Source organism: Nocardia suismassiliense (assembly GCF_900269665.1).
Classification (GTDB): Bacteria; Actinomycetota; Actinomycetes; order Mycobacteriales; family Mycobacteriaceae; genus Nocardia; species Nocardia suismassiliense.
In genome coordinates this window covers 8917351-8939970 of record NZ_LT985361.1, presented here as the reverse complement: position 1 = coordinate 8939970, position 22620 = coordinate 8917351, and the positions used below count along the sequence as shown (strand labels likewise).

Below are 22620 nucleotides of genomic sequence, written 5' to 3'. Positions count from 1 at the left end.
AGCCGAAATGTCCGGATCCCTACCCGATCGCCCGCGCGAACACCGAACTTTCGCCCAGGTGTGGCCTACGGCGCATTGTTGTGGGGGACCGGTGGGCCAACTCCCAGCGACAGAGTTAGGCTCGGTGTCGTGACTTCCCATTACGACGTTGTCGTTCTCGGTGCCGGTCCTGGCGGTTACGTCGCCGCCATCCGTGCGGCACAGTTAGGCCTCCGTACCGCGATCGTCGAGCAAAAGTACTGGGGCGGTGTGTGCCTGAACGTCGGCTGCATCCCTTCCAAGGCGTTGCTGCGTAACGCAGAGCTCGCGCACATCTTCACCAAGGAAGCCAGGACCTTCGGGATCTCGGGCGAGGTGAGCTTCGACTTCGGCGTGGCGTTCGACCGCAGCCGCAAGGTGGCGGACGGCCGGGTCAAGGGCGTCCACTTCCTGATGAAGAAGAACAAGATCGACGAGTTCGACGGCAAGGGCACCTTCACCGACGCGAACACGCTCTCGGTCGAGCTGTCCAAGGGCGGCACCGAGACCGTCACCTTCGACAACGCGATCATCGCGACCGGCACCGTCACCAAGCTGCTGCCCGGCACGCAGCTCAGCGACAACGTGGTCACCTACGAGGAGCAGATCCTCACCCGCGACCTGCCCGGCTCGATCCTCATCGTCGGCGCGGGCGCGATCGGCATGGAGTTCGGCTACGTCCTGAAGAACTACGGCGTCGACGTGCGCATCGTGGAGTTCCTGGACCGCGCGCTGCCGAACGAGGACGCCGATGTCTCCAAGGAGATCACCAAGCAGTACAAGAAGCTCGGCATCACCATCAGCACCGGTGCCGCCGTGCAGTCGATCGACGACGACGGCTCGAAGGTCACCGTCGCGATCAAGGACAACAAGTCCGGCAACGTGGAGACGGTCACCGTCGACAAGGTGCTGCAGGCCGTCGGCTTCGCGCCCCGCGTCGAGGGCTACGGCCTGGAGGCGGCAGGCGTCCAGCTCACCGACCGCGGCGCCATCGCGATCGACGACTACATGCGCACCAACGTGTCGCACATCTACGCCATCGGCGACGTGACCGCCAAGTTGCAACTCGCGCACGTCGCGGAGGCGCAGGGTGTGGTCGCCGCCGAGACCATCGCGGGCGCGGACACCGTCACCCTCGGTGACTACCGGATGATGCCGCGCGCCACCTTCTGCCAGCCGCAGGTCGCCAGCTTCGGCCTGACCGAGCAGCAGGCCCGCGACGAGGGCTACGACGTGAAGGTCGCGACCTTCCCGTTCACCGCCAACGGCAAGGCGCACGGCCTCGGTGATCCGACCGGTTTCGTCAAGCTGGTCGCCGACACCAAGTACGGCGAGCTGCTCGGCGGCCACCTCATCGGCCCGGACGTCTCGGAGCTGCTGCCCGAGCTCACCCTGGCGCAGAAGTGGGACCTCACCATCAACGAGCTCACCCGCAACGTGCACACCCACCCCACGCTCAGCGAGGCGCTGCAAGAAGCCTTCCACGGCCTCGCCGGTCACATGATCAACTTCTGATCGACCGCTGATCGCCGACGGTGGCGTCCGGACCTGAAGGTCTGGGCGCCACCGTTTTTCGTACCGAGGCGGGCTGGTGCTCGGCTCGCCGACGTCGAAAAGTTCTGCTAGACAGCAGTGATGCGGAAGTGGCTCATCGGTGGTGCATTGGTGCTCGTCGTCGTGCTGGCGGCGGCGGTCGGCGGCTATTACCTGATGAATTCGCGGACGTACCAGTTAGCGGGGCGGTTGGTGGACCGGGTCGACACCACCGACAAGGTGGTCGCGCTGACGCTGGACGACGGTCCGACCGACAAAGCGCCCGAGGTGCTGAAAACGCTTGCTGACAACCAGGTTACGGCCACGTTCTATCTGAACGGGCGTGACCTCGCCGCCCACCCGGCGCACGGCAGAGCGATCGCCGAGGCCGGCCACGAGATCGGCAACCACACCTACAACCATCGCCGGATGGTCTTGGTCTCCGCCGGCACCGTCCGCGACGAGGTCGAACGCACCGACGCCGAGATCGCGAAAACCGGCTACCAGGGCCCCATTACGTTCCGGCCGCCCAACGGCAAGAAGCTGTGGGCGCTGCCGAAGTATCTGTCCGACCACGACCGCACCACGGTGACCTGGGATGTCGAGCCCGACTCCGGCGGGAAGCCGAGCGCCGACAAACTCGTCGCCGACACGGTGGCGCAGGTCCGCCCCGGCTCGATCATTCTGCTGCACGTCATGCACGAGTACGCGGCGCCCGCGCTGGCCGCCATCCCGCGCATCGTCGCCGAACTCCGCGCCGCCGGCTACACCTTCGTCACGGTGTCGGATCTGCTGAAGCGCTGATCAGAGCATGCCGTAGGCGTGCGTCGGGGTGAGGATGGCCAAGGCGCGCCGATCGGCGACCATGGCGCGGCGGTAGTCGTCCCAGTCGGGGTGTTCACCGTTCGCGGCGCGGTAGTAGTCGACCAGCGCGTCCACGGTGGCGTCGTGCGGATCTTCGGCGACCGGCGTGACCGACGCGATGGCCTCGATCACGGCGTAGGCGAAGAAGTCCTCGCGGCTGACGTGGATCGCGGCCCAGGGTTCGCGCACCAGGTTGTGGTACTTCGCCCGGTCGGCGGTGATGGAGATGCGGATGAGGCCGTCGCCGCCGATCACGTGCAGCACGTTGGACTGTTGCGGGCGGCCGTTGCGCCGGATCGTGGTGAGGATCGACCTCTGGTGTTTGCGGGCGAAGTCGACTGCTTGGGCGAGTTCCATGGTGCTATTCAACCGCGTGTGATCCGGGTCTCTTCCCGGCACGCGTAACCGGGGGTCAGTCCCGGTGATAGGTCTCCTGGGCGGCACGGACCTGCGGCATGCTCTGCTCCACCAGGTGGATCAGCGAGTGGAGCTGCTCGGCGACCTGCGCGCCGAGCTCGGTCAGCGTGTATTCGACCCGCGGCGGAATGGTTTCGTGCACCTCGCGGTGCACCATGCCGTCGCGTTCCAGCGCCTGCAGGGTCTGCGAGAGCATGCGCTCGCTGACGCCGTCGACGCGCCTGCGCAGTGCGCTGAAGCGGTATGAGCCGTCGCGCAGTGCGACCAGGGCGAGCGTGCCCCAGCGGCTGGTCACATTCTGCAGAACCGGGCGTGACGTGCAGTCCTTCGCGAAAACGTCGGCTTCCAGCGTCGGATCGTCCAGATCTGGCGACGATGTGCGCTGCGTACTCATGCACCCGATAGTACCTATCTTGACCAAAGTGGTGTATGAATGCATAGTACTTACTAATAGTTAGTGCTTGCCGAACCGTACATACTCTTGGAGGTAGTCATGACCGTTGCCGTCACCGGTGCCAGTGGACAGCTGGGCCGTCTCGCCGTACAGGCTTTGCTGCGCGAGGGCGCCACCTCGGTGGTCGCGATCGTGCGTGATCCGCAGAAGGTCGCCGACCTCGCCGAACTGGGCGCCGAGGTGCGCCAGGCGAGCTACGACGACGCCGAGTCGCTCGACCGTGCGCTCGCCGGGGTCGATCGCGTGCTGCTGGTCTCCGGTAATGAATTCGGCGCCCGGGTGGCGCAGCACACCAACGTGATTCGCGCCGCCGAGCGTGCGGGCGTGCAGCTGCTCGCCTACACCAGCATTCCGCGCGCGACGGAGAACCCGCTGATCCTCGCCCAGGAGCACATCGGCACCGAGGCGGTGCTCGCGGCGGCGACTGTCCCGCATGTGATTCTGCGCAACGGCTGGTACTGGGAGAACTACCTCGGCGGGCTCGCGCACGCGGTCGAGTCCGGTGTGCTGCACGGCGCGGCGGGGGAGGGCCGGGTGGCCGGTGCGGCGCGGGCCGACTACGCGGCGGTGGCCGCGAAGGTGCTCACCACCGACGGGCACGCCGGTCAGGTGTACGAGCTCGGCGGCGACGAGCATCTCACGTATGCCGATCTGGCCCAGGTGATTTCGGAGGCGGCCGGTAAGCCGGTGCGCTACGAGAACCTGGCCGAGGCGGACTATGCCGCCGCGCTCGAGCGGGCGGGGCTGCCCGCTGCTTACGCGAAGACTCTCGCCGACGCGGACGCCGGCATCGCCACCGGCATTCTCGATGTGCACAGTGGTGATCTGCAGAAGCTGCTGGGCCGGGCGTCCACGCCTGCGGTCGAGGTGTTCCGGGCGGCGCTCGGATAACCGTGCTGCACGGACACTTTCGCGATCATTGCGCTGAATTGCCGCTCAACTAGGCGAAAGTGTCCGTCCAGGCCGGGATGCGCGATGGGGTTCCGGGTGCGGAACCCCACCGCTATGCGCTCACACCCACTGCACGAGCTGCACGATGATCCCGTTCGGATCCCTCATCTGGAAGTAGCGCTCGTTCCACTCTTCGGTCTCGATCGGCGTGACGATCGGCACGCCCTCGCCTTGCAGACGGGCGTACTCGGCGTCGATGTCGTCCACCACGAACACGACGAGCAGTCCCTCGCCCGCGCTGCCGGCCTGGCTCTTCGGCTTGAAGCTCGCCAGCCCGGTGCGCAGGTAAGCCACATTCATCCCGGCGTCGGGCCGCTCCAGCGAAACGAAGCCGTCGGCCGACATCTTCTCGACGAAGCCGAGGTGGTCGATCAGGAACTTCGCCGAGGCTTGCGGATCGGGGACGTTGAGCGAGATGGCGGAAGCGGTGATTTTCATGAGCCCTCCTCGGGGATCAATTGACTCTATACTTAGTACGCTGTACTTTGTAGAAGAATTCCCGGGCGGCCGCACTATGACCTGCGTCACGCCGATACGATCGGACCGACCAGGCGAGGAGGCAGGGTGGACGAGGGTTCGACGCAGCGGCCGCGTCGCGGCAAACAGGATCGCAGCAGCGCGGGCGATCCCGTTCGCACGCTGGAATTGTTGTGGCGGGTCGCGGGCAGCCAGACGCCGACGCGCGGCCCGAAGCAGCGCAGCAGCGTGGATGCCGTGGTCGCCGCCGCCATCGAGATTGCCGACACCGCGGGCATCGACGCGCTCACCATGCGCGCCGTCGCTACCGAATTAGGCCTCACCCCCATGGCCACCTACACCTACGTGCCGGGCAAGGCCGAGCTGATCGACCTGATGGTGGACAAGGTCTACGCCGAGATGGACCGCGCGGACCTGTCGGAACTGCCGTGGCGCGATCGGGTCACCACCATCGCGATCGCGAACCGCGCCATGCTGACTCGCCATCCGTGGGTCGCCTACCTGCCGACCACTCGTCCGCCACTCGGCCCGGGCATGGCCGCCAAATACGACCACGAGCTGCGCGCTTTCGAGGGCCTGGGCCTGGACGACGTCGCCATGGACGCGTCACTCACCTACGTCCTCGGTTTCGTCACCTCGGTGGCCCGCATCGCGATCGACGCCGCCCGCGCCGCCGCGGACAGCGCGATGTCGGATCACCAGTGGTGGGAGCGCGCCGCGCCGCTGCTGGAGCAGGTCTTCGACCCGCGGCAATACCCGGTCGGCGCCCGCGTCGGAGCAACCGCCGGGATGGCTTACGACGCCGCCTACAGCGCCGACCATGCCTTCGAATTCGGGCTCGCCCGCGTGCTCGACGGCCTGGCCGCGCTTATCGAAAAGCGCTGAGCGGCTGCGTTACACCCCGTCGCGCTGGATGCGCAGGGCGGTGATGGTGGCGGCCAGCCCCTCGTACTGGTTGACGAGCAGCACGATCTCGATGAGGCTGCGCTCGTCGTAGTGCTCGGCCAGCGCCGCCCAGTGCGCGTCGTCCAGGTCGCGGGTCTGCACCAACTGGTCGACGGCGGCGAGAAGGGCGCGGTGCTTGTCGGTCCAGCCCGGTGCGTCCGGTCCGGTGCGCACGCGGTCGAGGATCTCCGCCGTCACCCCGGCGCGTTTGCCGAGCCGAATGTGGTGGTCCATCTCGTATTCGCACTCCCGCAGGTGCGCGACGCGCAGGATGACCAGCTCCGACTCGTGCCGGGGCAGCCTGCCGCCCGGCATGAGTTTGCCGGAGTAGTGCAGCCAGCCGCGAAACAGTCCCCTGGTGCGGCCCAGCGTGCTGAACAGGTGGGCGTCGTCGGTGCCCGCGGCCTTGGAAAGCACCTGCCAGACAACCCAGTTGATCGGACCCAGCTCCCGCAGGCGTCCAGGTGAAATGCGTGGTCGCAGCGCTGAAACCATGCTCGGTCGGCTCCTCCGGAGACGGGGGGTGAGCGGCCGGGCGGCGCCGGGCCGAGCCGTCAGCCTACCGGCGAGTACGCCCCGGATCGATGGCCACGGCCGAGACCGAAGGCTGCCCAGGTCAGGCAGCTGCCGAATTGCCCGCGCAGCCTAGGGATTACACCGTTACGATCGATTTCGTGCGGATACGGGTAGCTCGATGGGGCGCACAGAGCTCGCCACGCTCCAGACCGCGGCCCGGCAGCGCAGCTATGTAGCGCTGATCCGGCACGGCCTGATGATGCGGAGAGGCGGACAAGCTCGACATGCTGGTGAGGGTCAGGCCCGGGGCACAGCTGTCCGGGGCCGAACAAGAATTCGTCGAATGTCTGCGCTCCTACCCCTCGGCCGCCCTCGCCGTGGTCGACCTGCGGGTCGGCGACCGGCAGATCGACGCGGTGATCTGGACGCCGCGCGGGCTGACCGTGCTAGAGGTCAAGGGCTTTCGCCGCAGGCAGAGCGGCATTCTCAGCATCGCCGCCGAGGGCCCATGGAAGATCAGTGACGCCGACGCGGACCTGGACGAGCCGGCCGGCAGCCCCTCCGATCGGCTGGAACACGGAATTCACACGGTGAAGACCACGCTGGAGCGGGCGTTGCTCGACCCCGGGCACGTGTGCGGCGCCGTTGTTCTGGTGCCGTTTCGCGGCGCGGTGGTGCGTCCGTCGCGCACCAACCTGCGTCCCGGGCTCGATGTCGTCGTCGGCAATGTCGCCGATGCCACCGAATTGCGCATCTATCTCGAAGGGTTCTCGGCCGGGGCGCGGAAGTGGACGGCCGACCGCGTGCTCCGGGACTGCACCGCACTCGGCCTCGCCGAGCTCGCACCGTCCCGGGCGGACCTGATCGCCGCCGGTTTCGAAGAGGTGCCGCAGGAGACCCCGAGTGTCATCCCGCGCCCGCCCAAACCCCGGGTGGAGCCGACGCCGGGGGTTGCTACCAAACGGCATTCCTACGCCGGATGGGCCGTGGTCGCGCTGGCGGTCGTCGGGATGCTCGCGGTGATCGGCGTGGTCGCCACCTCGTTGGCGCGAGATTCTTCGCACCCGACACCCGAGGAAACCAGCACGACAACCCCGGCACCGACCACGACCCCGCCGACAACCTGCTGGCCGTTCCAGCCGGACTGCTGAGCGGAACATACGAATTAGTCAATCCCGCACGGCCTGAGCCAGTTTGGTGAGTTCGAGCGCCTGCTGAGCGCGGGCGAGGACGTGGGCGCGGGAACTATCGATATGCGTGGTGAGGGCCTGCAAGGCGGCCTGCACGTTGCCGGACAACAGTTGCTCGGCGATCGCAATATGTTCGGCGATCATGGTGGCGACCCGATCGGGCGTCGGCGCGTCCAGCGTGCGCACCGGGCGAACTCTGCGGTGCACCACCGTAAGTGCTTCTGCCAGCGCGGCATTGCCTGCCGCCGTCAGCAGGACGGTGTGGAACTGCTCGTCGGCGGCCAGCGCGTGGCCCGGCTCAGGTGGGTTGTTGCGCAGCGTCCGCCAGGTGTCGAGCTCAGCCCGGATCAAGTCGAGATCGTGTGCGGCGCTACGTGGGTCGGCGCGGACCCGTTGCATCCCCCTCGCCTCCAATACGATGCGCAGTTCATACAGGTGATCGAGCTCGTCGAGCCGCGGCCGGTACGGAAACAGTCCGGCGGAGCGCCGCTCGACCAGCCCGTCGGCCTGCAACCGGGCGAGGGCCTCGCGCACCGGCGTGCGCGACACCGCGTAGAGCTCCGCGAGCCGCTTCTCGCCGAGCCGCTCGGTCGGTACGAACAGCCCGGCGGCCAGATCCCGGCGCAGCGAGTGATACACCCGCTCGCGCAACGGGATCCGTCCAACACCCGGCATAGCGACCGGCTCAGATCGCCATCGCCGAGCGAACCGCGGTCTCCGCGCCCGCGCCGCCCGCACCCGTTGCGGTGACCCGACCGGCGGCCAAGATGTAATAGCGTTGCGCCGCCTGTAGTGCGAAGCCGATGTGCTGCTCGACCAGCAGCACGCTCAACCCACCGCGCTGGGTCAAATCGATGATGGTGCGCTCGATTTCGGCCACCACGGACGGCTGGATGCCCTCGGTGGGTTCGTCGAGGATGAGCAGCCGCGGCTCGGTGATCAGCGCACGGGCGATCGCCAACTGCTGACGCTGCCCGCCGGAGAGCAGACCGGCCTTGCGGCCCAGCAGTTCCCGCAGCGCGGGAAACAGGTCCAGCGATTCGTCGATCAACGCCTTGCCGCGCTTGCGGCCGTCGGCGACCACCTGCAGATTCTCCGCCGTGGTCAACTGTGGAAAACTCTGCTGCCCCTGCGGCACATACGCGACTCCGCGCCGGACCCGCCGCGACGGAGACAGTTTGGTGATCGTCTCGCCATCGAGTCTGATCTGACCCGACTTGGCGCCGATCAGCCCGACCGCGGTGCGCAGCAGCGTCGTCTTGCCCGCGCCGTTGTGCCCCATGATGGCCACCACGCTGTCATCCGGAACGGTCACCGACACACCGTGGATCACCTCGGTCCGGCCGTAACCGGAATGGATATCGATGAGCTCGAGCATCAGACGGACTCCTTCACCGTGGCCGGGTCTGCCAGCGCGGTCCCGATCGCGGCGGCCGTGCCGAGATACACCTGCTGCACCTTGGGATCCGCCTGCACCTGTTCGACGGTGCCCTCGCTGAGTACCTTGCCGCCGGCCAGCACGGTCACCGAGCTGGCGAAGGCGCGCATGAAGTCCATGTCGTGCTCGACCACGACGACGATGCGCGCACCGCCGATGCGGCGCAACAGGTTTCCGGTCTCTTCCCGCTCCTCGGCGCTCATGCCCGCGACCGGCTCGTCGAGCAGCAGCACCGACGCGTTCTGCACCAGCAGCATGCCGATCTCCAGCCACTGCTTCTGACCGTGCGCGAGCACACCCGCGGGCTTGTCGCGCAGGTCGCCGAGGCCGGTGATCTCCAGCACCTCCTCGATGGCGGGCAGCACCGACTTGCGGCGGCGCAGCATGGTGCGCGCCGAGCGGCCCGCGCCCGCGGCGATGTCGAGATTCTGCAGCACGCTGAGCTGCTCGAACACGCTCGCCGTCTGGAAGGTGCGGCCGATGCCGAGCCTGGCGATCTGGTGCACCTTCTTGCCGAGCAGTTCGACGCCGGTCTTCTGCGCCGATCCGGTCGCCGGGACCAGGCCGGTGATCGCGTCGATGAGCGTGGTCTTGCCCGCGCCGTTGGGGCCGATCAGAAAACGCAGATCACCTTGCAGCACAGTGAGGTCGACGTCGGAGACCGCCTTGAAGCCGTCGAAACTCACCGACAGGCCCCGGATTTCGAGGTACTCGCTCGACATGCCGGCATTGCCGCCGGGTTTCGGCTCGGGTGTGGTCATCGGGTTTCCACCTTTTCCGGCTCGATCTCGGGCTGCGGTTCGACGACCGCCGGTATGGCCACTGCTGGCTGAGCTCGGCGAAACCTGTTGTCCAGGAAGCCCTTCAGCATCGGCCAGACGCCCGCCAGCCCGGCCGGGATGAAGCCGATCACCACGATGAACAGCACGCCTTGCAGATACGTCCACCCGGACGGGAACTCTTCGGAGAACGCGGTCTGCGCCCAGGCCACACCGATCGCGCCGAGTACCGGGCCGAGCAGGGTGGTCCGGCCGCCGATCGCGACGCCGATCAGGAAAGCGATGGAGGGCACCACGCCGATATCGGCGGGCGAGATGATGCCGACGATCGGGGTGAACAGCGCACCGGCGATACCGGCGAAGAACGCCGCCACCACGTACGCGACGATCTTGACGTTGGCCGGGTCGTACCCGAGGAAACGCACCCGCTCCTCCTGATCACGCACCGCCACCAGCAACTCGCCGTACCGGCTGCGCATCAGCTGCCGCACCAGCGCGACCACCACCAGCAGCGTGCCCGCCGCGATGAAGAACAGCATCTTCCGGTTCACCGGATCGGACAGCTTGAATCCGAAGAAGGCCCGGAAGTCCGACAGCCCGGTGAATCCGCCGATGGCCTGCTGCCCGGTGAGCAGGATCGCCAGCGCCGCGGCCAGCGCCTGGCTGAGGATGGCGAAGTAGGCGCCCTTGACCCGCCGCTTGAACACGCCGTATCCGAGCACCGCCGCCACCAGCGCGGGCAGCACCAGAATGCCGATCAGCGCCACCGGTGCGGACGCGAAAGGCTGCCAGAACGAAGGCAATTCGCGAATGCCGGAGATCTCCATGAACTCCGGCACCTCGTTGCCCAGCCGCGCGGCATCGGCCATCTGCAGATGCATCGCCATGATGTAGGCGCCGATACCGAAGAACACGCCTTGCCCCAGCGTCAGCATGCCGCCTCGGCCCCAAGCCAATCCGATGCCGACCGCCACAATGGCGAAGCAGAGGAACTTGGCGAGCAGGTTCAACCGGAAGTCACTGAGCACCGCGGGCGCCACCGCGAACAACAGAATGGCGGCGAAGCCGAAGCCGCCCAGTGCGGTCAGTGTCGAGTGTGCGCGCCACCGTGCTACCAGCGTGGTCATGCCAAACTCCTTGTCCGGACAGTGAACAGGCCCTGTGGACGCACCTGCAGGAAGATGACGATGACGACGAACACGATGACCTTCGCGATCGACGCGGTGGTCGAGTATTCGATGTAGGAGTTGAGCAGGCCTAGCGCGAACGCCGCGATCACCGTGCCCTTGATCTGGCCGAGCCCGCCGATCACCACGACCAGGAACGCGTCGATCAGATAGCTCTGTCCGATGGTCGGACTGGTCGAACCGATGAGGGTGAGCGCGACACCGGCCACCCCCGCCAGGCCCGACCCGATGAAGAAGGTGCTGATGTCCGTGAAACGGCTTGATACGCCGCTGGTTTCAGCCAACCCCCGGTTCTGCACGACCGCCCGGATGCGACGCCCCATCGGCGTCGTCTTCATCACGGTCGCCAGCGTGATCACCGCGGCCACGGCGAGCACGAGAATGAAGATGCGGCTCTTCGGCACCACGGCGCCCAGAATGGTGACACCGCCGCTGAGCCATTCCGGCGCGATGACATTCTTGGCCGGCGCACCGAAAAGATCACGGGCGAGCTGTTGCAGCACCAACCCGACACCGAAGGTGACCAGCAAGGTATCCAGCGGCCGGTCGTACATCCAGCGGATCAGGCCCATCTCCAGCGCCGCGCCCAGCAGCCCGCCGACCAGAAAACCGACCAGCAGCGACACCACCAGTGACACGCCCGCCGACGAAATGACCTTCTGCACAACATAAGTCGTGTAGCACCCGGCCATGATGAACTCGCCGTGCGCCATATTGATCACGCCCATCTGACCGAAGGTCAGCGAGAGGCCCAGCGCGGCGAGCAACAGAATTGATCCCAGACTCAGCCCCGTGAAGAGCTGACCGATCACGACGTCCATCCGGACTCCTCGGATATCGGGCCGGTGTGGGGTGGCCGCGAGACCGCGGCCACCCCACACCGATCGGGCGAATTACTTGAGGCCCTTGGCCCATTCGTAGGACTTCAGGTACGGGTCGGGCGTGATCGCCTTACCCGAGTCCCACACCGTGTAGATGAGCCCGTCCGGCCGGATCTCGCCGATCCGGGCGGTCTTGGTGATGTGATGGTTCGAGCCGTCTAGAGTGACCAGGCCTTCGGGCGCCTCGAAGCTCACGCCGTCGGCCGCGGCCTGAATATCGGCTACCTGGAACGACTTCGCCTTCTCCACGGTGTTCTTCCACAGGAAGACCGAGGCGTAGGCGGCCTCCATCGGGTCCGAGGTAGGCTTGTCCGCGCCGAACGCGGCCTTGTAATCCGCGACGAACTTCTTGTTCACCGGGCTGTCGACGGTCTGGTAGTAATTCCACGCGGTCAGCTGGCCCGCGATGTTCTGCGCGCCGATGCCCGCGACCTCTTCCTCGGCGATGGACACCGAAACCACCGGCATCTCAGCGGCTTTCAGGCCCGCGTTGGTGTATTCGCGGAAGAACGCCACATTGGAGTCGCCGTTCAATGTGTTGAACACCGCGCCCGCCTTGGCATTACGCACCTTGTTCACGATGGTGGAGAAGTCGGTCGAGCCCAGCGGCGTGTAGTCCTCGCCCTTGATCTCGATGCCGTTGGCCTTCGCGTACGCCTTGATCTCGCGGTTCGCGGTCTGCGGGAAGACATAGTCGGAGCCGACCAGGTAAAGAGAGGTAATGCCCTTCTGCTTCAAGTAATCCAGCGCCGGGATGATCTGCTGATTCGTGGTCGCGCCGGTGTAGAAGATGTTCTTGCTGTCCTCCAGGCCCTCGTACTGCACCGGGTAGTAGAGCAGCGAGTTCAGGCTCTCGAACTTCGGTTTCATCGCCTTGCGGCTCGACGAGGTCCAGCCGCCGAACACCGCCGCCACGCAGTCGGCGCTGATGAGCTTCTCCGCCTTCTCGGCGAAGGTCTTCGGGTCCGACGCGCCGTCCTCGAGCACCAGCTCGATCTTCTTGCCGAGCACCCCGCCCGCGGCGTTGATCTGGTCGACTGCCAGCTTGGTCGAGTTGGCGACGGTGACCTCGGAGATCGCCATGGTGCCCGACAGCGAGTGCAGCGAGCCGACCTTGATCGAATCCTTCGACGTATCGACGCAGGAGGCGGCGTTCGAACCGGTGGTGCCTGCGTCGTCTTTGGCGCCGCAGGCGGTCAGCAACAATCCGGCGAGCGCGACCGCGGCGGGAAGGGCCACCGTTTCGACCATGCGCCGGGAGCGGGATCGAGGGATGGCACGGGTATCTGACATGGGGCGGGACCCTTCTCACTGCATCAGGTAATTCGGCGGCACGGCGTGCACCGCGGCGAATACCTCCGCTTTCGCACCGGTCAGGGCTGTCGCCGGGGGTGTATACAGCGGGTGTATTCGTGCAGCGAACGTTAGACAGAAGTTGTTGCGCCGGAATATCTCTCGGTGACGAGTCCATTTCGTCTGTTTCGTCCGTGTGAACGTTTGCGGTTACCGGCTGGTGAACCTCGGTGAGGGGGCGCCGAGCTTACGGTTGCGTAGCGTCGCCGCGGTACGGCAGGCTGCGTTTGTACATCGTCAGAACGGCCGAAACCCTGGGAGGACCGTCGTGGGCCACTACAAGGCGAACGTGCGAGACATCGAGTTCAATCTGTTCGAGGTATTCGGGCTGGACAAGCTGCTCGACACTGGCGCCTACGGCGATCTCGACTCCGACACCGTGCGCGAGATCCTGGCCGAGGTGAAGCGGCTGGCCGAGGGGCCGATCGCGGAGTCCTTCGCGGCGGCCGATCGCGATCCGATCGCCTTCGACCCGGCCACCTACTCGATCTCGGTGCCCGACGCGCTGCGCAAGTCCATCACGGCCGCGCACGACGCCGACTGGAGCAGGCTCGGCCTGCCCGAGGGCATGGGCGGCACGCCCGCGCCCGCCGCGGTGGTCTGGGCCGTCCAGGAGATGATCGTCTGTGCCAACCCGGCGGCGTGCTTCTTCAACATGGGCCCGGTGATGGGTTCGGTGCTCTACAACGTCGGCAACGAGCAGCAGCAGCGCTGGGCCACCGAGGGTTACGAACGCGGCTGGCAGGGCACCATGGTGCTGACCGAGCCGGACGCCGGCTCCGATGTCGGCGCGGGCCGCACCAAGGCGATCGAGCAGCCCGACGGTACCTGGCACATCGAGGGCACCAAGCGGTTCATCTCCGGCGGCGATGTCGGCGACACCGCGGAAAACATGTTCCACCTGGTCCTCGCCCGCCCGGAAGGCGCGGGACCGGGCACCAAGGGCCTGTCGCTGTTCTACGTGCCGAAGTTCCTGTTCGATCCCGAGACGCTCGAGCTCGGCGCCCGCAACGGCGTGTACGCGACCAATGTCGAGCACAAGATGGGCCTGAAGTCCTCGCCCACCTGTGAGCTGACCTTCGGCGGCGAGGTGCCCGCGGTCGGCTGGCTGGTCGGTGACGTGCACAACGGCATCGCGCAGATGTTCCAGGTGATCGAGAACGCGCGCATGGTGGTCGGCATCAAGTCCACCGGCACGCTGTCCACCGGGTACCTGAACGCGCTGGACTACGCCAAGCAGCGCATCCAGGGTGCGGACTTGACCCAGATGAGCGACAAGGCCGCGCCCCGCGTGCCGATCACCCGGCACCCGGACGTGCGGCGCTCGCTGGCGCTGCAGAAGGCGTACGCCGAGGGCTTGCGCGCGGTGTATCTGTACACGGCGGCGCATCAGAATCCCGATGTGGCGGAGCTGGTTTCGGGCGCGGACGCCGAATTGGCGCATCGGGTCGACGATTTGCTGCTGCCGATCGTCAAGGGTGTCGGCTCGGAGCGGGCCTACCAGTACCTGACCGAATCCCTGCAGACCCTCGGTGGTTCGGGGTACTTGCAGGACTACCCGATCGAGCAGTACATCCGCGACGCGAAGATCGACTCGCTCTACGAGGGCACCACCGCGATTCAGGCGCAGGACTTCTTCTTCCGCAAGATCATTCGGGACAAGGGCGTAGCGATCGGGCACGTCACCGGACAGATCGCCGCGTTCCTCGACACCAAGAGCGGGCGGTTCGAGACCGAACGCGAGCTGCTGCGTACGGCATTGGCCGATGTGCAGGCGATGGCGGCCACACTGACCGGCTTCCTGATGGCGGGTCAGCAGGATCCGGCCGAGCTGTACAAGGTCGGTCTCGGCTCGGTGCGCTTCCTGCTCTCGGTCGGTGACCTGCTCATCGGCTGGCGGTTGCTGGTGCAGGCCGAGATCGCGGCCGCCGCACTGGCTTCCGAGGCGTCGGAGAAGGATCGGGCGTTCTATACCGGAAAGGTCGCTGCGGCAAGCTTCTTCGCGAAGAATGTGCTGCCGGAGTTGACCGCGAACAAGGCGGTCATCGCCGCGATCGACAACGACATCATGCAGTTGGACGAAGCGGCTTTCTAGCCCGCAGGTGGCGCCGGGCGACCTACTCGTCGTCCGGCGCCGGTGTGTTCGGCGGCTGTGTCGTTCGGACTTCGCCCGTCGTCGGGCGATCATGGGTATGGCGGCGCGTCCGTCGTCCCGGCTTTGTTCGTCGGGTACGCGTTCTGGGCGTGCGCCCGCCCTCGGGCGAGGCGTGTTGTGGCAGCGCTCTCTGTCTTCTCAGCGGCGATCTGCCGTTGTTCTGCCTACTCCGCCAACAGTTTCAGCACCACTGGCCGGGACAGGGTGCCCGAGACCTGGCGGGCCAGTTGGTTGGCGCTGGTGCCTTCGGCGTGCGCGGCGCGTAGGGCGGCGGCCAGCTCGTCGCGGGCCGCGTCGGCTGCTGCTTGGGCGTCGCGGAGTCGCTGCGCTGCTCGGTCGACGCGTGTCGGTTGGTCCGCCGGGGTGGTCAAGTCATTGACCGGCGTGGGTTCCGCTGCTGCGTCTTGCTCCGGGGCGGGTGGGAAGTTGCGCATCGCCGCCCTGGCGAACTCCTGCATGAACTCTCGGGTCGCGTCCTTGTCCTCGGCGTTGTCGCCGAGCAGCAGGCGGGTGGTCTGCGGCACGGCCAGGCTCCAGTTGGACATGCCGCAGAGGGCGAGTAGCAATCGGCCCGCGTACTGGGCTTCGACGCCGAATTGTTCGCTGGCCCTGTCGAATTTCTGCTCGTAGTGCTGGGCGCGCCAGCCGTCGATGTCGTGTGCGTCGACGCCGCGGTGCAGGCCCTCCCACAGCAGCAGCCGCAGCAGTTGCGGGTTGTTGTTGTGGTAGTCGAACAGCTTGCCGACGTAGCGGCCGGGGTCGGTCTCGGTCAACGGCTGGACCACGTCCATGAACTCGCGCATGGTGTCGATCAGGATCACGTCGAAGAGCTTGTCCTTGCTGCCGAACAGGCCGTAGATGCGTTCCTTGTTCACCCCCGCCGCCTCGGCGATGCGATCGACACGCGCGCCCGCCAGGCCGTATTCGGCGAATTCGTCACGCGCGGCACGCAGCAGCGCCTGTTTCGTCGCGTCACTGCGCTTCATCGTGGCCGTCATGGTCCCGACTTTACCATCTCATTAAACCAACTATTTGGTTGACAACCATCTAGCCGCAGTCCTACTGTCGTCCCCATGGCTACGCCGACCCTTCCGCTGACGACCGGTACTCCGGCCACCGCGCCCACCCCGAGCGCCTCCCCGCGCGCCCACACCGCGCGCACCCTGCCCGTCTTCGTGCTCGCCGCACTGCTCGCCACCGGCCAGATGTATGTGCCGATTCCCCTGTTCACGGCCATGAAAGCCGACTGGAACGTCGGCTCCGGTGTGATGACCTGGATCATCAGCGCGTTCGCCTTCGGCTACGCGGGCGGCTTCGTACTGTTCGGACCGCTGTCGGATCGCTACGGGCATCGCCGGGTGCTGATGACCGGCATGCTGGTCGCCGCAGTGGTCACCCTGTTGACCGGTCTGGCGTTCAGCGCACCGGTCGCCCTGGTGCTGCGCATCGTGCAGGGCCTCGTCGTCGGATCCATTCCGCCCGCGATCATGGCCTACGTCGCCACCCGCATCGCACCCGCGCACCGCGCGGTGGTGACCATGTCCATCGCCACCTCGTTCCTCGCCGCAACCGTTGTCGCGCAGATCGTTTCGCAGGCCGTGGTCGCCTCGTTCCCGTGGCGCACCGTATTCCTCGGCTCCGCAGTCGTTTTCGCGGTGCTCGCCTTCGCATTGCGCGCCGTGATGCTCGACGACGCCCCGACCGGCCGAGGCCTGCCGTTGCGGCACAGCTACGCCGCGATCCCCGCGGTGCTGCGCATCCTGCCGCTGCTACCGATGCTGGTGGCGGGCGCGATGAGCATGGCGGTGATGGTCGGCATCTACACCGGGCTCGAACTCACCGGTGTGGTCACGGACTCCGGCCAACTGCTCACGCTGCGCGCAGGTGCACTGCCGGTGATGGTGGCGCTGCCGCTGCTGGCCGTGCCGCTGGCGCGACTGTCCAAGCACAGCCAGATCGTGCTCGGCGTGCTGGTCGCCACCGCCGCCATGGTGGCCGCCACCTTCGAGGGCACGCACCTCGCGGTGCTCACGATCCTCCTGGCCGTGCTCGTCGGCGGACTCGGCATCATCGCCCCCGCAGTCTTGCAGAGCGCGGGCGAGCTAGGCGGCGAATCCCGCGCCGCCGCAATGTCAGTCGCAATGTTCAGCTTCTACGTCGGCGCCACCGCAGGCCCACTGGTAGCGGCCGCCGCTGCCCCCCACGGCTTTTCCGCCCTCGCCTGGACCCTGGCCGCCCTGCTCGTCGCCGCGCTGGCGATGACCCTGGTGGGTCTGCGGATTCAGCGAAAGACATTGGCTGCCTGAGTATTCGGTGGAGTTGACGGCCACTCTGCCGATCCGATCACCTCGTCGCAGCGCTGCTGGTCGGCGGCGTGGTCGGCGGCCACCTGGTCAGGTCAGCATTGTTGGCGGCTGCCTGGCTAGGTCGGGACCGTTGCGGCTGCGTGATTAGGTCGGGACTGTTGTCGGCCGCCTGGCTAGGTCGGCATTGTTGGCGTCCGCTTGACGAGGTCGGGACCGTTGCGGCTGCGTGATTAGGTCGGGACTGTTGTCGGCCGCCTGGCTAGGTCGGCATTGTTGACGGCCGCTTGGCTAGGTCGGGACCGTTGGCGGCTGCCTGATTAGGCCGGAACCGTTCACGGCTACCTGACTAGGCCGGCATCAAAAGACGATGCCGGCCTTCGTCATTGTCTGGGGTCGACTCGCGCGGTCCAACGCCTACTTCAGCACGTACGGGGACACCGAGCTGCGGTGTTCGCTGATGTCGAGGACCTTGCCGAGCGGCGGGAACGCCCGCTGCGGGCAGTTGAGCCGCTCGCCGACCCGGCAGCCCGCGCCGATGGGGGTGGCTTGGACTTCGTCGAGGTCGATGCCGTCGGCGTAGATCACCCGGCCCGCGTGGCGCAGCTCGCAGCCGAGGCCGATGGCGAAGGTCTTGCTCGGCTGGCCGTAGCGGGTGGCCCGGCGCTCCACCGTGCGGGCGACCCACAGGTATTTGCGGCCGTCGGGCATCTGCGCGATCTGCGTCATGATTTTGCCGGGGTAGGCGAAGGTCTCGTAGACGTTCCAGAGCGGGCAGGTGCCGCCGCTGGCAGAGAAGTGGAACCCGGTGGCGGACTGCCGCTTCGACATATTGCCCGCCCGGTCCACCCGCACGAAGGAGAACGGGACGCCGCGCAGTTTCGGCCGCTGCAAGGTCGAAAGCCGGTGGCAGATGGTCTCGTAGCTCTGGGTGAAGAACGCGGAGAGCCGCTCGATGTCGTAGCGGAAGTCTTCGGCGACCTCGTGAAAGTGCGTGTAGGGCAATACGGTTGCCGCCGCGAAGTAGTTGGCCAGCCCGAGCATCGCCAGCTTGCGGGTGTCCTCGGAGGCGAAATTGCCCTCCTCGACCAGCTTTTCGAGCAGCCCGCCGCATTCGAAGTAGGCGAGCTCGGCGGCGAGCTTGAACGTGCGCTGACCACCGGACAGGTGCGGCGCGATCTCCAGCCGCTGCGTCTGCTCGTCGTATCGGTGCAGCACGCCCTCGCCGAGGTCGATGCGCTCCACGATCCGTACGTCGTGCGAACGCAGGATCCGCGCCACCTCGCTGTTCACATCGCCGCCGTGGAACCGGATGCGGGCGGTGAGTTCCTCTGCGGCGGTGTCCAATTCGTGGATGTAATTCTGCCGCTGGTAGAAGAAGTCACGCACCTCCTCGTGCGGCTTGCTGATCGCCGCGCTGCCGGAACCGTCGGAGAACCGGTCCTCGGTGGCGGCGGCCAGCTGGGCGGAGGTGTTGCGGTAGCGGTTGTGCATGTTGACCAGCGCACGGGCCATGCTCGGATGCGCGGACACCATGTCCGCGATCTCCTGGGTGTCGGCCTCGATGCCGAGCTCCTGGTCCATCACGACCTCTTGCAGCTCGGCGATGAGCCGGGTGTCGTCCTGGGACGAGAAGAAGGTCGCGTCGACGCCGAACACCTCGCTGATCCGCAGCAGCACCGGAACGGTGAGCGGACGCACGTCGTGTTCGATCTGATTGAGGTAGCTCGCCGAGATCTCCAGCTTCTGGGCGAGTGAGACCTGGCTCAGCCCCCGTTCGGTCCGCAGCTGACGAAGCCGCGCCCCGACGTAAGTCTTGGCCATGCGTCCAGTTTATGGGCGTTTTCGCAAGCCTGCCAATGGGGAATTAGCAGCAGTGCTGAGCGATATGTCACAGGGAGGCGTTACCGTCGACTCGTGTTGTTCTCGCATGTCGTCCAGGCTTCGGAGACGGTCCGCGCGACCAGGTCACGCAAGACGAAGATCGCCACCTTCGCCGAGTTGTTGACCGCCGCCGCGCCGGACGAACTCGCGCCGGTGGTCGCGTGGGCATCCGGCGAGCTACGACAGGGACGGATCGGCACCGGCTGGCGCACCCTCACCGCGGTGGACACTACTCCGGCACTCGTTGCCACGCTGACGGTTTCGGCGGTCGATGCCGCACTGTGCGATCTGGCCGAGACCTCAGGTGCCGGATCGGCGGCCCGGCGCAAGGCTCTGCTCTCCGCACTCTGGACCGCCGCGACCGCCGACGAGCAGGCGTTCCTGCTGCGCCTGCTCACCGGTGAGCTGCGCCAAGGGGCGCTCACCGCGATCGTCAGTGAGGCCGTCGCCGTGGCCGCGGGAGTGCCGGTCGACTTGGTGCGCCGGGCGTACATGCTGTCCGGGCGGCTGCCGGTGACCGCGATCGCCGCACTGACCGGCGGTGTCGAGGCACTCAGCGAATTCCGGCTGGAGGTGGGCCGGCCGATCCAGCCGATGCTCGCCTCGCCCGGCGCCTCGCTGGACGAGGCGTTGACCGAGTTCGACGGCGACGTGAGCGTCGAGATCAAGATGGACGGCGCACGGATCCAGGTGCATCGCGACGGTTCGCGGGTATGGGTGTTCACCAGGACACTGCGCGACATCACCGCGGGCGTGCCGGAACTGGTGGAGCTGGTCGCCGGGCTCGATTGCACCAGTGTCGTGCTGGACGGCGAGACCCTCGCGCTCACCGATGCCGGACGGCCGCGGCCCTTTCAAGAGACGATGAGCCGGTTCGCCGAGGTGAGTTCCACCAGGGAACTGCTGCTGCACCCGTACTTCTTCGACTGCCTGCACCTGGACGGTGCCGACCTGCTCGACGCCCCGCTGTCCGAGCGCCGCGCCGCGCTCACCAAAGTAGCCGCCGCGCAGAGCATTCCCGCACTGATCCGGCCCGATGAAGAAGCCGCCGCCGAGTATTTCGACGGTGCGCTCGCGGCGGGCCACGAGGGCGTGATGATCAAATCGCTGTCCGCGCCCTACGCGGCGGGCAGGCGCGGAAGGTCCTGGCAGAAGATCAAGCCGACGCACACCCTCGACCTGCTGGTCCTCGGCGCGGAATGGGGCTACGGGCGCCGCACCGGTTACCTGTCGAACCTGCACCTCGGTGCTCGCGACCCGGAAACCGGCGAGCCCGTCATGGTCGGCAAGACCTTCAAGGGTCTGACCGACGCACTGCTGCAATGGCAGACGGCCGAGTTCCCCCGGCACGAACGCGCCCGCGATGAGCAGACCGTCTACCTGTGGCCCGAACTCGTCGTCGAGATCGCCCTCGACGGAGTCCAGGTCAGCCCCCGCTATCCCGGCGGGGTGGCGCTGCGCTTCGCCCGCGTGGTCCGCTACCGCCCCGACAAGGATCCCGCCGAAGCCGACACCATCGACGCGGTCCGCACACTTCTTCCGTAGCCCGTCGTCGAACGGGACGTCACCGTGCGCCACCGCTGTGGGGAGCGTTCCGCGCCCTCCACGCAGAACCCGGTCGCACAGCGGGGGCATGGCGGAGTGTCCGCCGCGCTGCGCGCACAACGTGCCCGTCGCTCGGGACGTAGCGGAGCGCCCACTCGCACTTCGCCGCAGCCACGTCCCGTGCGCTGTCGCGCGGGTGGGAGGTGAGCACCGCGAGGGCGATCGCAGCCACGCTCGTTCGTCGGCGACGCGCGGGAGTCCGGCCGATATCGGGCGGTTCGCAACGGCCGGTGCGAAGATTGCTCTGCCACTGCAAGTGTGGGCTCCTCAGGGGTGTAGGTCCACGTCAGACTGCAGGGGTTCGGCAGGTTGCTGCTTCGGGAGCGGGGTCAAGTGGGTGCGATGACGGGGCGGCTGTGTGCCGTTGCCCTTGCGGTACTGGTGGCGTTCGGCGCGGTGCTGGGCGTCAATTCGCATGCCAGTCCGCTCGATGAATTGCTGTTCCCGTCCCGCGAAGTCGCCGGGATCATGCCGACGCCGCTGGGCGATCCGTTCTATGTGCCGCCGGTCGGCTTCGAAAGTCGCAACCCCGGAACGGTACTCACGTCGCGTCCGGGCGGCACCGGGGTGACGATGGTCCCGCTGACCTCGACCGAGCTGCTGATCCGCTCCACCGACGCGAAGGGCAATCCGGTCCCGGTGGTGGCCACCCTGCTGTTGCCGACGGCCCCGTGGCCCGGCCCCGGCCCTCGTCCGCTGGTGAGCTTGAACCCGGCGATCGATTCACTCGGGCACCGGTGCGCGCCGTCCTATGAGCTGCGGATGGTGTCGAGCAAGCTGTGGCAGGCGCAGATCCCGCTGTCGAAGGGGTACGCGGTGCTGGTGCCCGATCATCAGGGTCCGCGTCAGGCATACGCGGCGGGCCTGATGGCCGGGCATGCGGTGCTCGATGCGATCCGTGCCGCGGTCCAGACGCCGGAACTCGGCCTGGCACCGGACGCGCCGACCGTGGTCACCGGCTATTCCGGCGGCGCCATCGCGTCGGGGTGGGCGGCGCAGTTGGCGCCGGCGTATGCCCCGGAGATCAATCTCGTCGGCGCCGCGTTCGGTGGCGTGCCCGCAGATTTCACCCTGTTGCTCGACACCATGAACGGCCGCGACGCCGCATCCGGGGTGTTCCTCGCCGCGACCTTGGGGTTGGCGCGGGAGTACCCGGAGATGCTCGACCTGATGAACGACAACGGCTGGCGCATGGCGCGCATCGGCAAGGATTTCTGCATGGCGGCCGAGGAGTTCGTCGGCATCGTGGCGCCCATTCCGGTGCAGGCGCTCACCGATGCGGCGGCGCCGACCGAACTGCCGTTCATTCGGGAGATCCTGGCGCAGAATCGGCTCGGTGCCATGCCGCCGACCGTCCCGGTGTTCATGTATCACGGTCTGAACGAGTTCTGGGTGCCGCTGGCGGGGGCCGAGAACCTCTACGCCGACTGGTGCCGCGGCGGTACCCAGGTGAATTTTCAGATTTATCCCGGTGAACACTTTATCGTCAGTACCAGCGGAATCCCCGGCACTCATGCCTGGATAGACGATCGCTTCGCCGGTACGCCGGTGACCCCCGGCTGCACCCGATTCGGCTGATAGGGGACAGGATCCAACTTTATCGCACCGGCGACGCGCGGTTAACCGCAACCACCTGGCAATCATATTGACCCGTGCCGCACACTGGACAC

General features: G+C 67.0%; 21 protein-coding genes. 9 read left to right on the top strand and 12 right to left on the bottom strand.

Annotated elements, in window-relative coordinates; all coding sequences use genetic code 11:
- The first annotated feature begins 129 nt into the window (after nucleotides 1-129).
- A complete protein-coding gene (gene lpdA / locus DBO33_RS40165) occupies nucleotides 130-1533 on the top strand; it encodes a dihydrolipoyl dehydrogenase (protein WP_107659681.1) in 1404 nt (467 codons plus the stop codon).
- 120 nt (nucleotides 1534-1653) lie between these two features.
- Nucleotides 1654-2355 (top strand): polysaccharide deacetylase family protein, encoded by a 702-nt coding sequence (locus DBO33_RS40160; RefSeq protein WP_107659680.1) that lies wholly within the window; start codon nucleotides 1654-1656, stop codon nucleotides 2353-2355.
- Here the strand turns inward: DBO33_RS40160 and DBO33_RS40155 are convergent, their stop codons facing one another.
- Nucleotides 2356-2772: a PPOX class F420-dependent oxidoreductase gene (locus DBO33_RS40155; RefSeq protein WP_107659679.1), complete on the bottom strand. Its 417-nt coding sequence runs from the start codon at nucleotides 2770-2772 to the stop codon at nucleotides 2356-2358.
- A gap of 55 nt (nucleotides 2773-2827) precedes the next feature.
- The gene (locus DBO33_RS40150) at nucleotides 2828-3226 is read right to left on the bottom strand and encodes a winged helix-turn-helix transcriptional regulator (RefSeq protein ID WP_107659678.1); all 399 of its coding nucleotides are present in this window, start codon (nucleotides 3224-3226) and stop codon (nucleotides 2828-2830) included.
- A 99-nt stretch (nucleotides 3227-3325) separates the two neighbouring features.
- On the opposite strand from DBO33_RS40150, the gene DBO33_RS40145 reads away from it, so the two are divergent.
- Nucleotides 3326-4177 (top strand): SDR family oxidoreductase, encoded by an 852-nt coding sequence (locus DBO33_RS40145; RefSeq protein WP_107659677.1) that lies wholly within the window; start codon nucleotides 3326-3328, stop codon nucleotides 4175-4177.
- 120 nt (nucleotides 4178-4297) lie between these two features.
- Here DBO33_RS40145 and DBO33_RS40140 read toward each other — a convergent pair whose 3' ends face one another.
- On the bottom strand, nucleotides 4298-4675 hold the full coding sequence (locus DBO33_RS40140) for a VOC family protein (protein ID WP_107659676.1): 378 nt from the start codon (nucleotides 4673-4675) through the stop codon (nucleotides 4298-4300).
- Between the two features lie 126 nt (nucleotides 4676-4801).
- Here DBO33_RS40140 and DBO33_RS40135 point away from each other — a divergent pair, with 126 nt between their 5' ends.
- Complete coding sequence (locus DBO33_RS40135; protein WP_107659675.1) at nucleotides 4802-5599, top strand: TetR/AcrR family transcriptional regulator; 798 nt, start codon at nucleotides 4802-4804, stop codon at nucleotides 5597-5599.
- A 9-nt stretch (nucleotides 5600-5608) separates the two neighbouring features.
- On the opposite strand, the gene DBO33_RS40130 is transcribed toward DBO33_RS40135, so the two are convergent.
- Nucleotides 5609-6142, bottom strand: coding sequence for a carboxymuconolactone decarboxylase family protein (locus DBO33_RS40130; RefSeq protein WP_107661008.1), 534 nt, complete (start codon nucleotides 6140-6142; stop codon nucleotides 5609-5611).
- A gap of 317 nt (nucleotides 6143-6459) precedes the next feature.
- Between DBO33_RS40130 and DBO33_RS40125 the strand changes: the two genes are divergently transcribed.
- On the top strand, nucleotides 6460-7326 hold the full coding sequence (locus DBO33_RS40125) for a nuclease-related domain-containing protein (protein ID WP_107659674.1): 867 nt from the start codon (nucleotides 6460-6462) through the stop codon (nucleotides 7324-7326).
- A gap of 18 nt (nucleotides 7327-7344) precedes the next feature.
- Here the strand turns inward: DBO33_RS40125 and DBO33_RS40120 are convergent, their stop codons facing one another.
- The 6 genes from DBO33_RS40120 to urtA all read right to left on the bottom strand — a co-directional run bounded on the left by DBO33_RS40120 (nucleotide 7345) and on the right by urtA (nucleotide 12901).
- Nucleotides 7345-8040, bottom strand: a complete 696-nt coding sequence (locus tag DBO33_RS40120; RefSeq protein ID WP_107659673.1) for a GntR family transcriptional regulator — start codon at nucleotides 8038-8040, stop codon at nucleotides 7345-7347.
- A gap of 10 nt (nucleotides 8041-8050) precedes the next feature.
- On the bottom strand, nucleotides 8051-8743 hold the full coding sequence (gene urtE, locus DBO33_RS40115; protein ID WP_107659672.1) for an urea ABC transporter ATP-binding subunit UrtE: 693 nt from the start codon (nucleotides 8741-8743) through the stop codon (nucleotides 8051-8053).
- A complete protein-coding gene (urtD, locus tag DBO33_RS40110) occupies nucleotides 8743-9564 on the bottom strand; it encodes an urea ABC transporter ATP-binding protein UrtD (protein ID WP_107659671.1) in 822 nt (273 codons plus the stop codon). Before urtD ends, urtE begins: the two co-directional genes overlap by 1 nt.
- A complete protein-coding gene (gene urtC / locus DBO33_RS40105) occupies nucleotides 9561-10709 on the bottom strand; it encodes an urea ABC transporter permease subunit UrtC (RefSeq protein WP_107659670.1) in 1149 nt (382 codons plus the stop codon). Before urtC ends, urtD begins: the two co-directional genes overlap by 4 nt.
- Nucleotides 10706-11590 (bottom strand): urea ABC transporter permease subunit UrtB, encoded by an 885-nt coding sequence (gene urtB / locus DBO33_RS40100; RefSeq protein ID WP_107659669.1) that lies wholly within the window; start codon nucleotides 11588-11590, stop codon nucleotides 10706-10708. Before urtB ends, urtC begins: the two co-directional genes overlap by 4 nt.
- A 72-nt stretch (nucleotides 11591-11662) precedes the next feature.
- Nucleotides 11663-12901 (bottom strand): urea ABC transporter substrate-binding protein, encoded by a 1239-nt coding sequence (gene urtA / locus DBO33_RS40095; protein WP_107659668.1) that lies wholly within the window; start codon nucleotides 12899-12901, stop codon nucleotides 11663-11665.
- 370 nt (nucleotides 12902-13271) lie between these two features.
- Here urtA and DBO33_RS40090 point away from each other — a divergent pair, with 370 nt between their 5' ends.
- Nucleotides 13272-15098: an acyl-CoA dehydrogenase gene (locus tag DBO33_RS40090; RefSeq protein ID WP_107659667.1), complete on the top strand. Its 1827-nt coding sequence runs from the start codon at nucleotides 13272-13274 to the stop codon at nucleotides 15096-15098.
- Nucleotides 15099-15322: 224 nt separating this feature from the next.
- Here the strand turns inward: DBO33_RS40090 and DBO33_RS40085 are convergent, their stop codons facing one another.
- On the bottom strand, nucleotides 15323-16156 hold the full coding sequence (locus DBO33_RS40085; protein WP_234391297.1) for a TetR/AcrR family transcriptional regulator: 834 nt from the start codon (nucleotides 16154-16156) through the stop codon (nucleotides 15323-15325).
- Nucleotides 16157-16231: 75 nt separating this feature from the next.
- Between DBO33_RS40085 and DBO33_RS40080 the strand changes: the two genes are divergently transcribed.
- Nucleotides 16232-17464, top strand: a complete 1233-nt coding sequence (locus tag DBO33_RS40080) for an MFS transporter (RefSeq protein WP_107659666.1) — start codon at nucleotides 16232-16234, stop codon at nucleotides 17462-17464.
- A 414-nt stretch (nucleotides 17465-17878) separates the two neighbouring features.
- On the opposite strand, the gene ramB is transcribed toward DBO33_RS40080, so the two are convergent.
- Complete coding sequence (gene ramB / locus DBO33_RS40075; RefSeq protein WP_107659665.1) at nucleotides 17879-19285, bottom strand: acetate metabolism transcriptional regulator RamB; 1407 nt, start codon at nucleotides 19283-19285, stop codon at nucleotides 17879-17881.
- A gap of 93 nt (nucleotides 19286-19378) precedes the next feature.
- On the opposite strand from ramB, the gene DBO33_RS40070 reads away from it, so the two are divergent.
- Nucleotides 19379-20890 carry an ATP-dependent DNA ligase gene (locus DBO33_RS40070; RefSeq protein ID WP_107659664.1) on the top strand — a complete coding sequence of 504 codons (1512 nt, stop codon included), beginning with the start codon at nucleotides 19379-19381 and terminating at the stop codon, nucleotides 20888-20890.
- Nucleotides 20891-21292: 402 nt separating this feature from the next.
- Nucleotides 21293-22528 (top strand): lipase family protein, encoded by a 1236-nt coding sequence (locus tag DBO33_RS40065; RefSeq protein WP_107661006.1) that lies wholly within the window; start codon nucleotides 21293-21295, stop codon nucleotides 22526-22528.
- Nucleotides 22529-22620 lie beyond the last annotated feature (92 nt).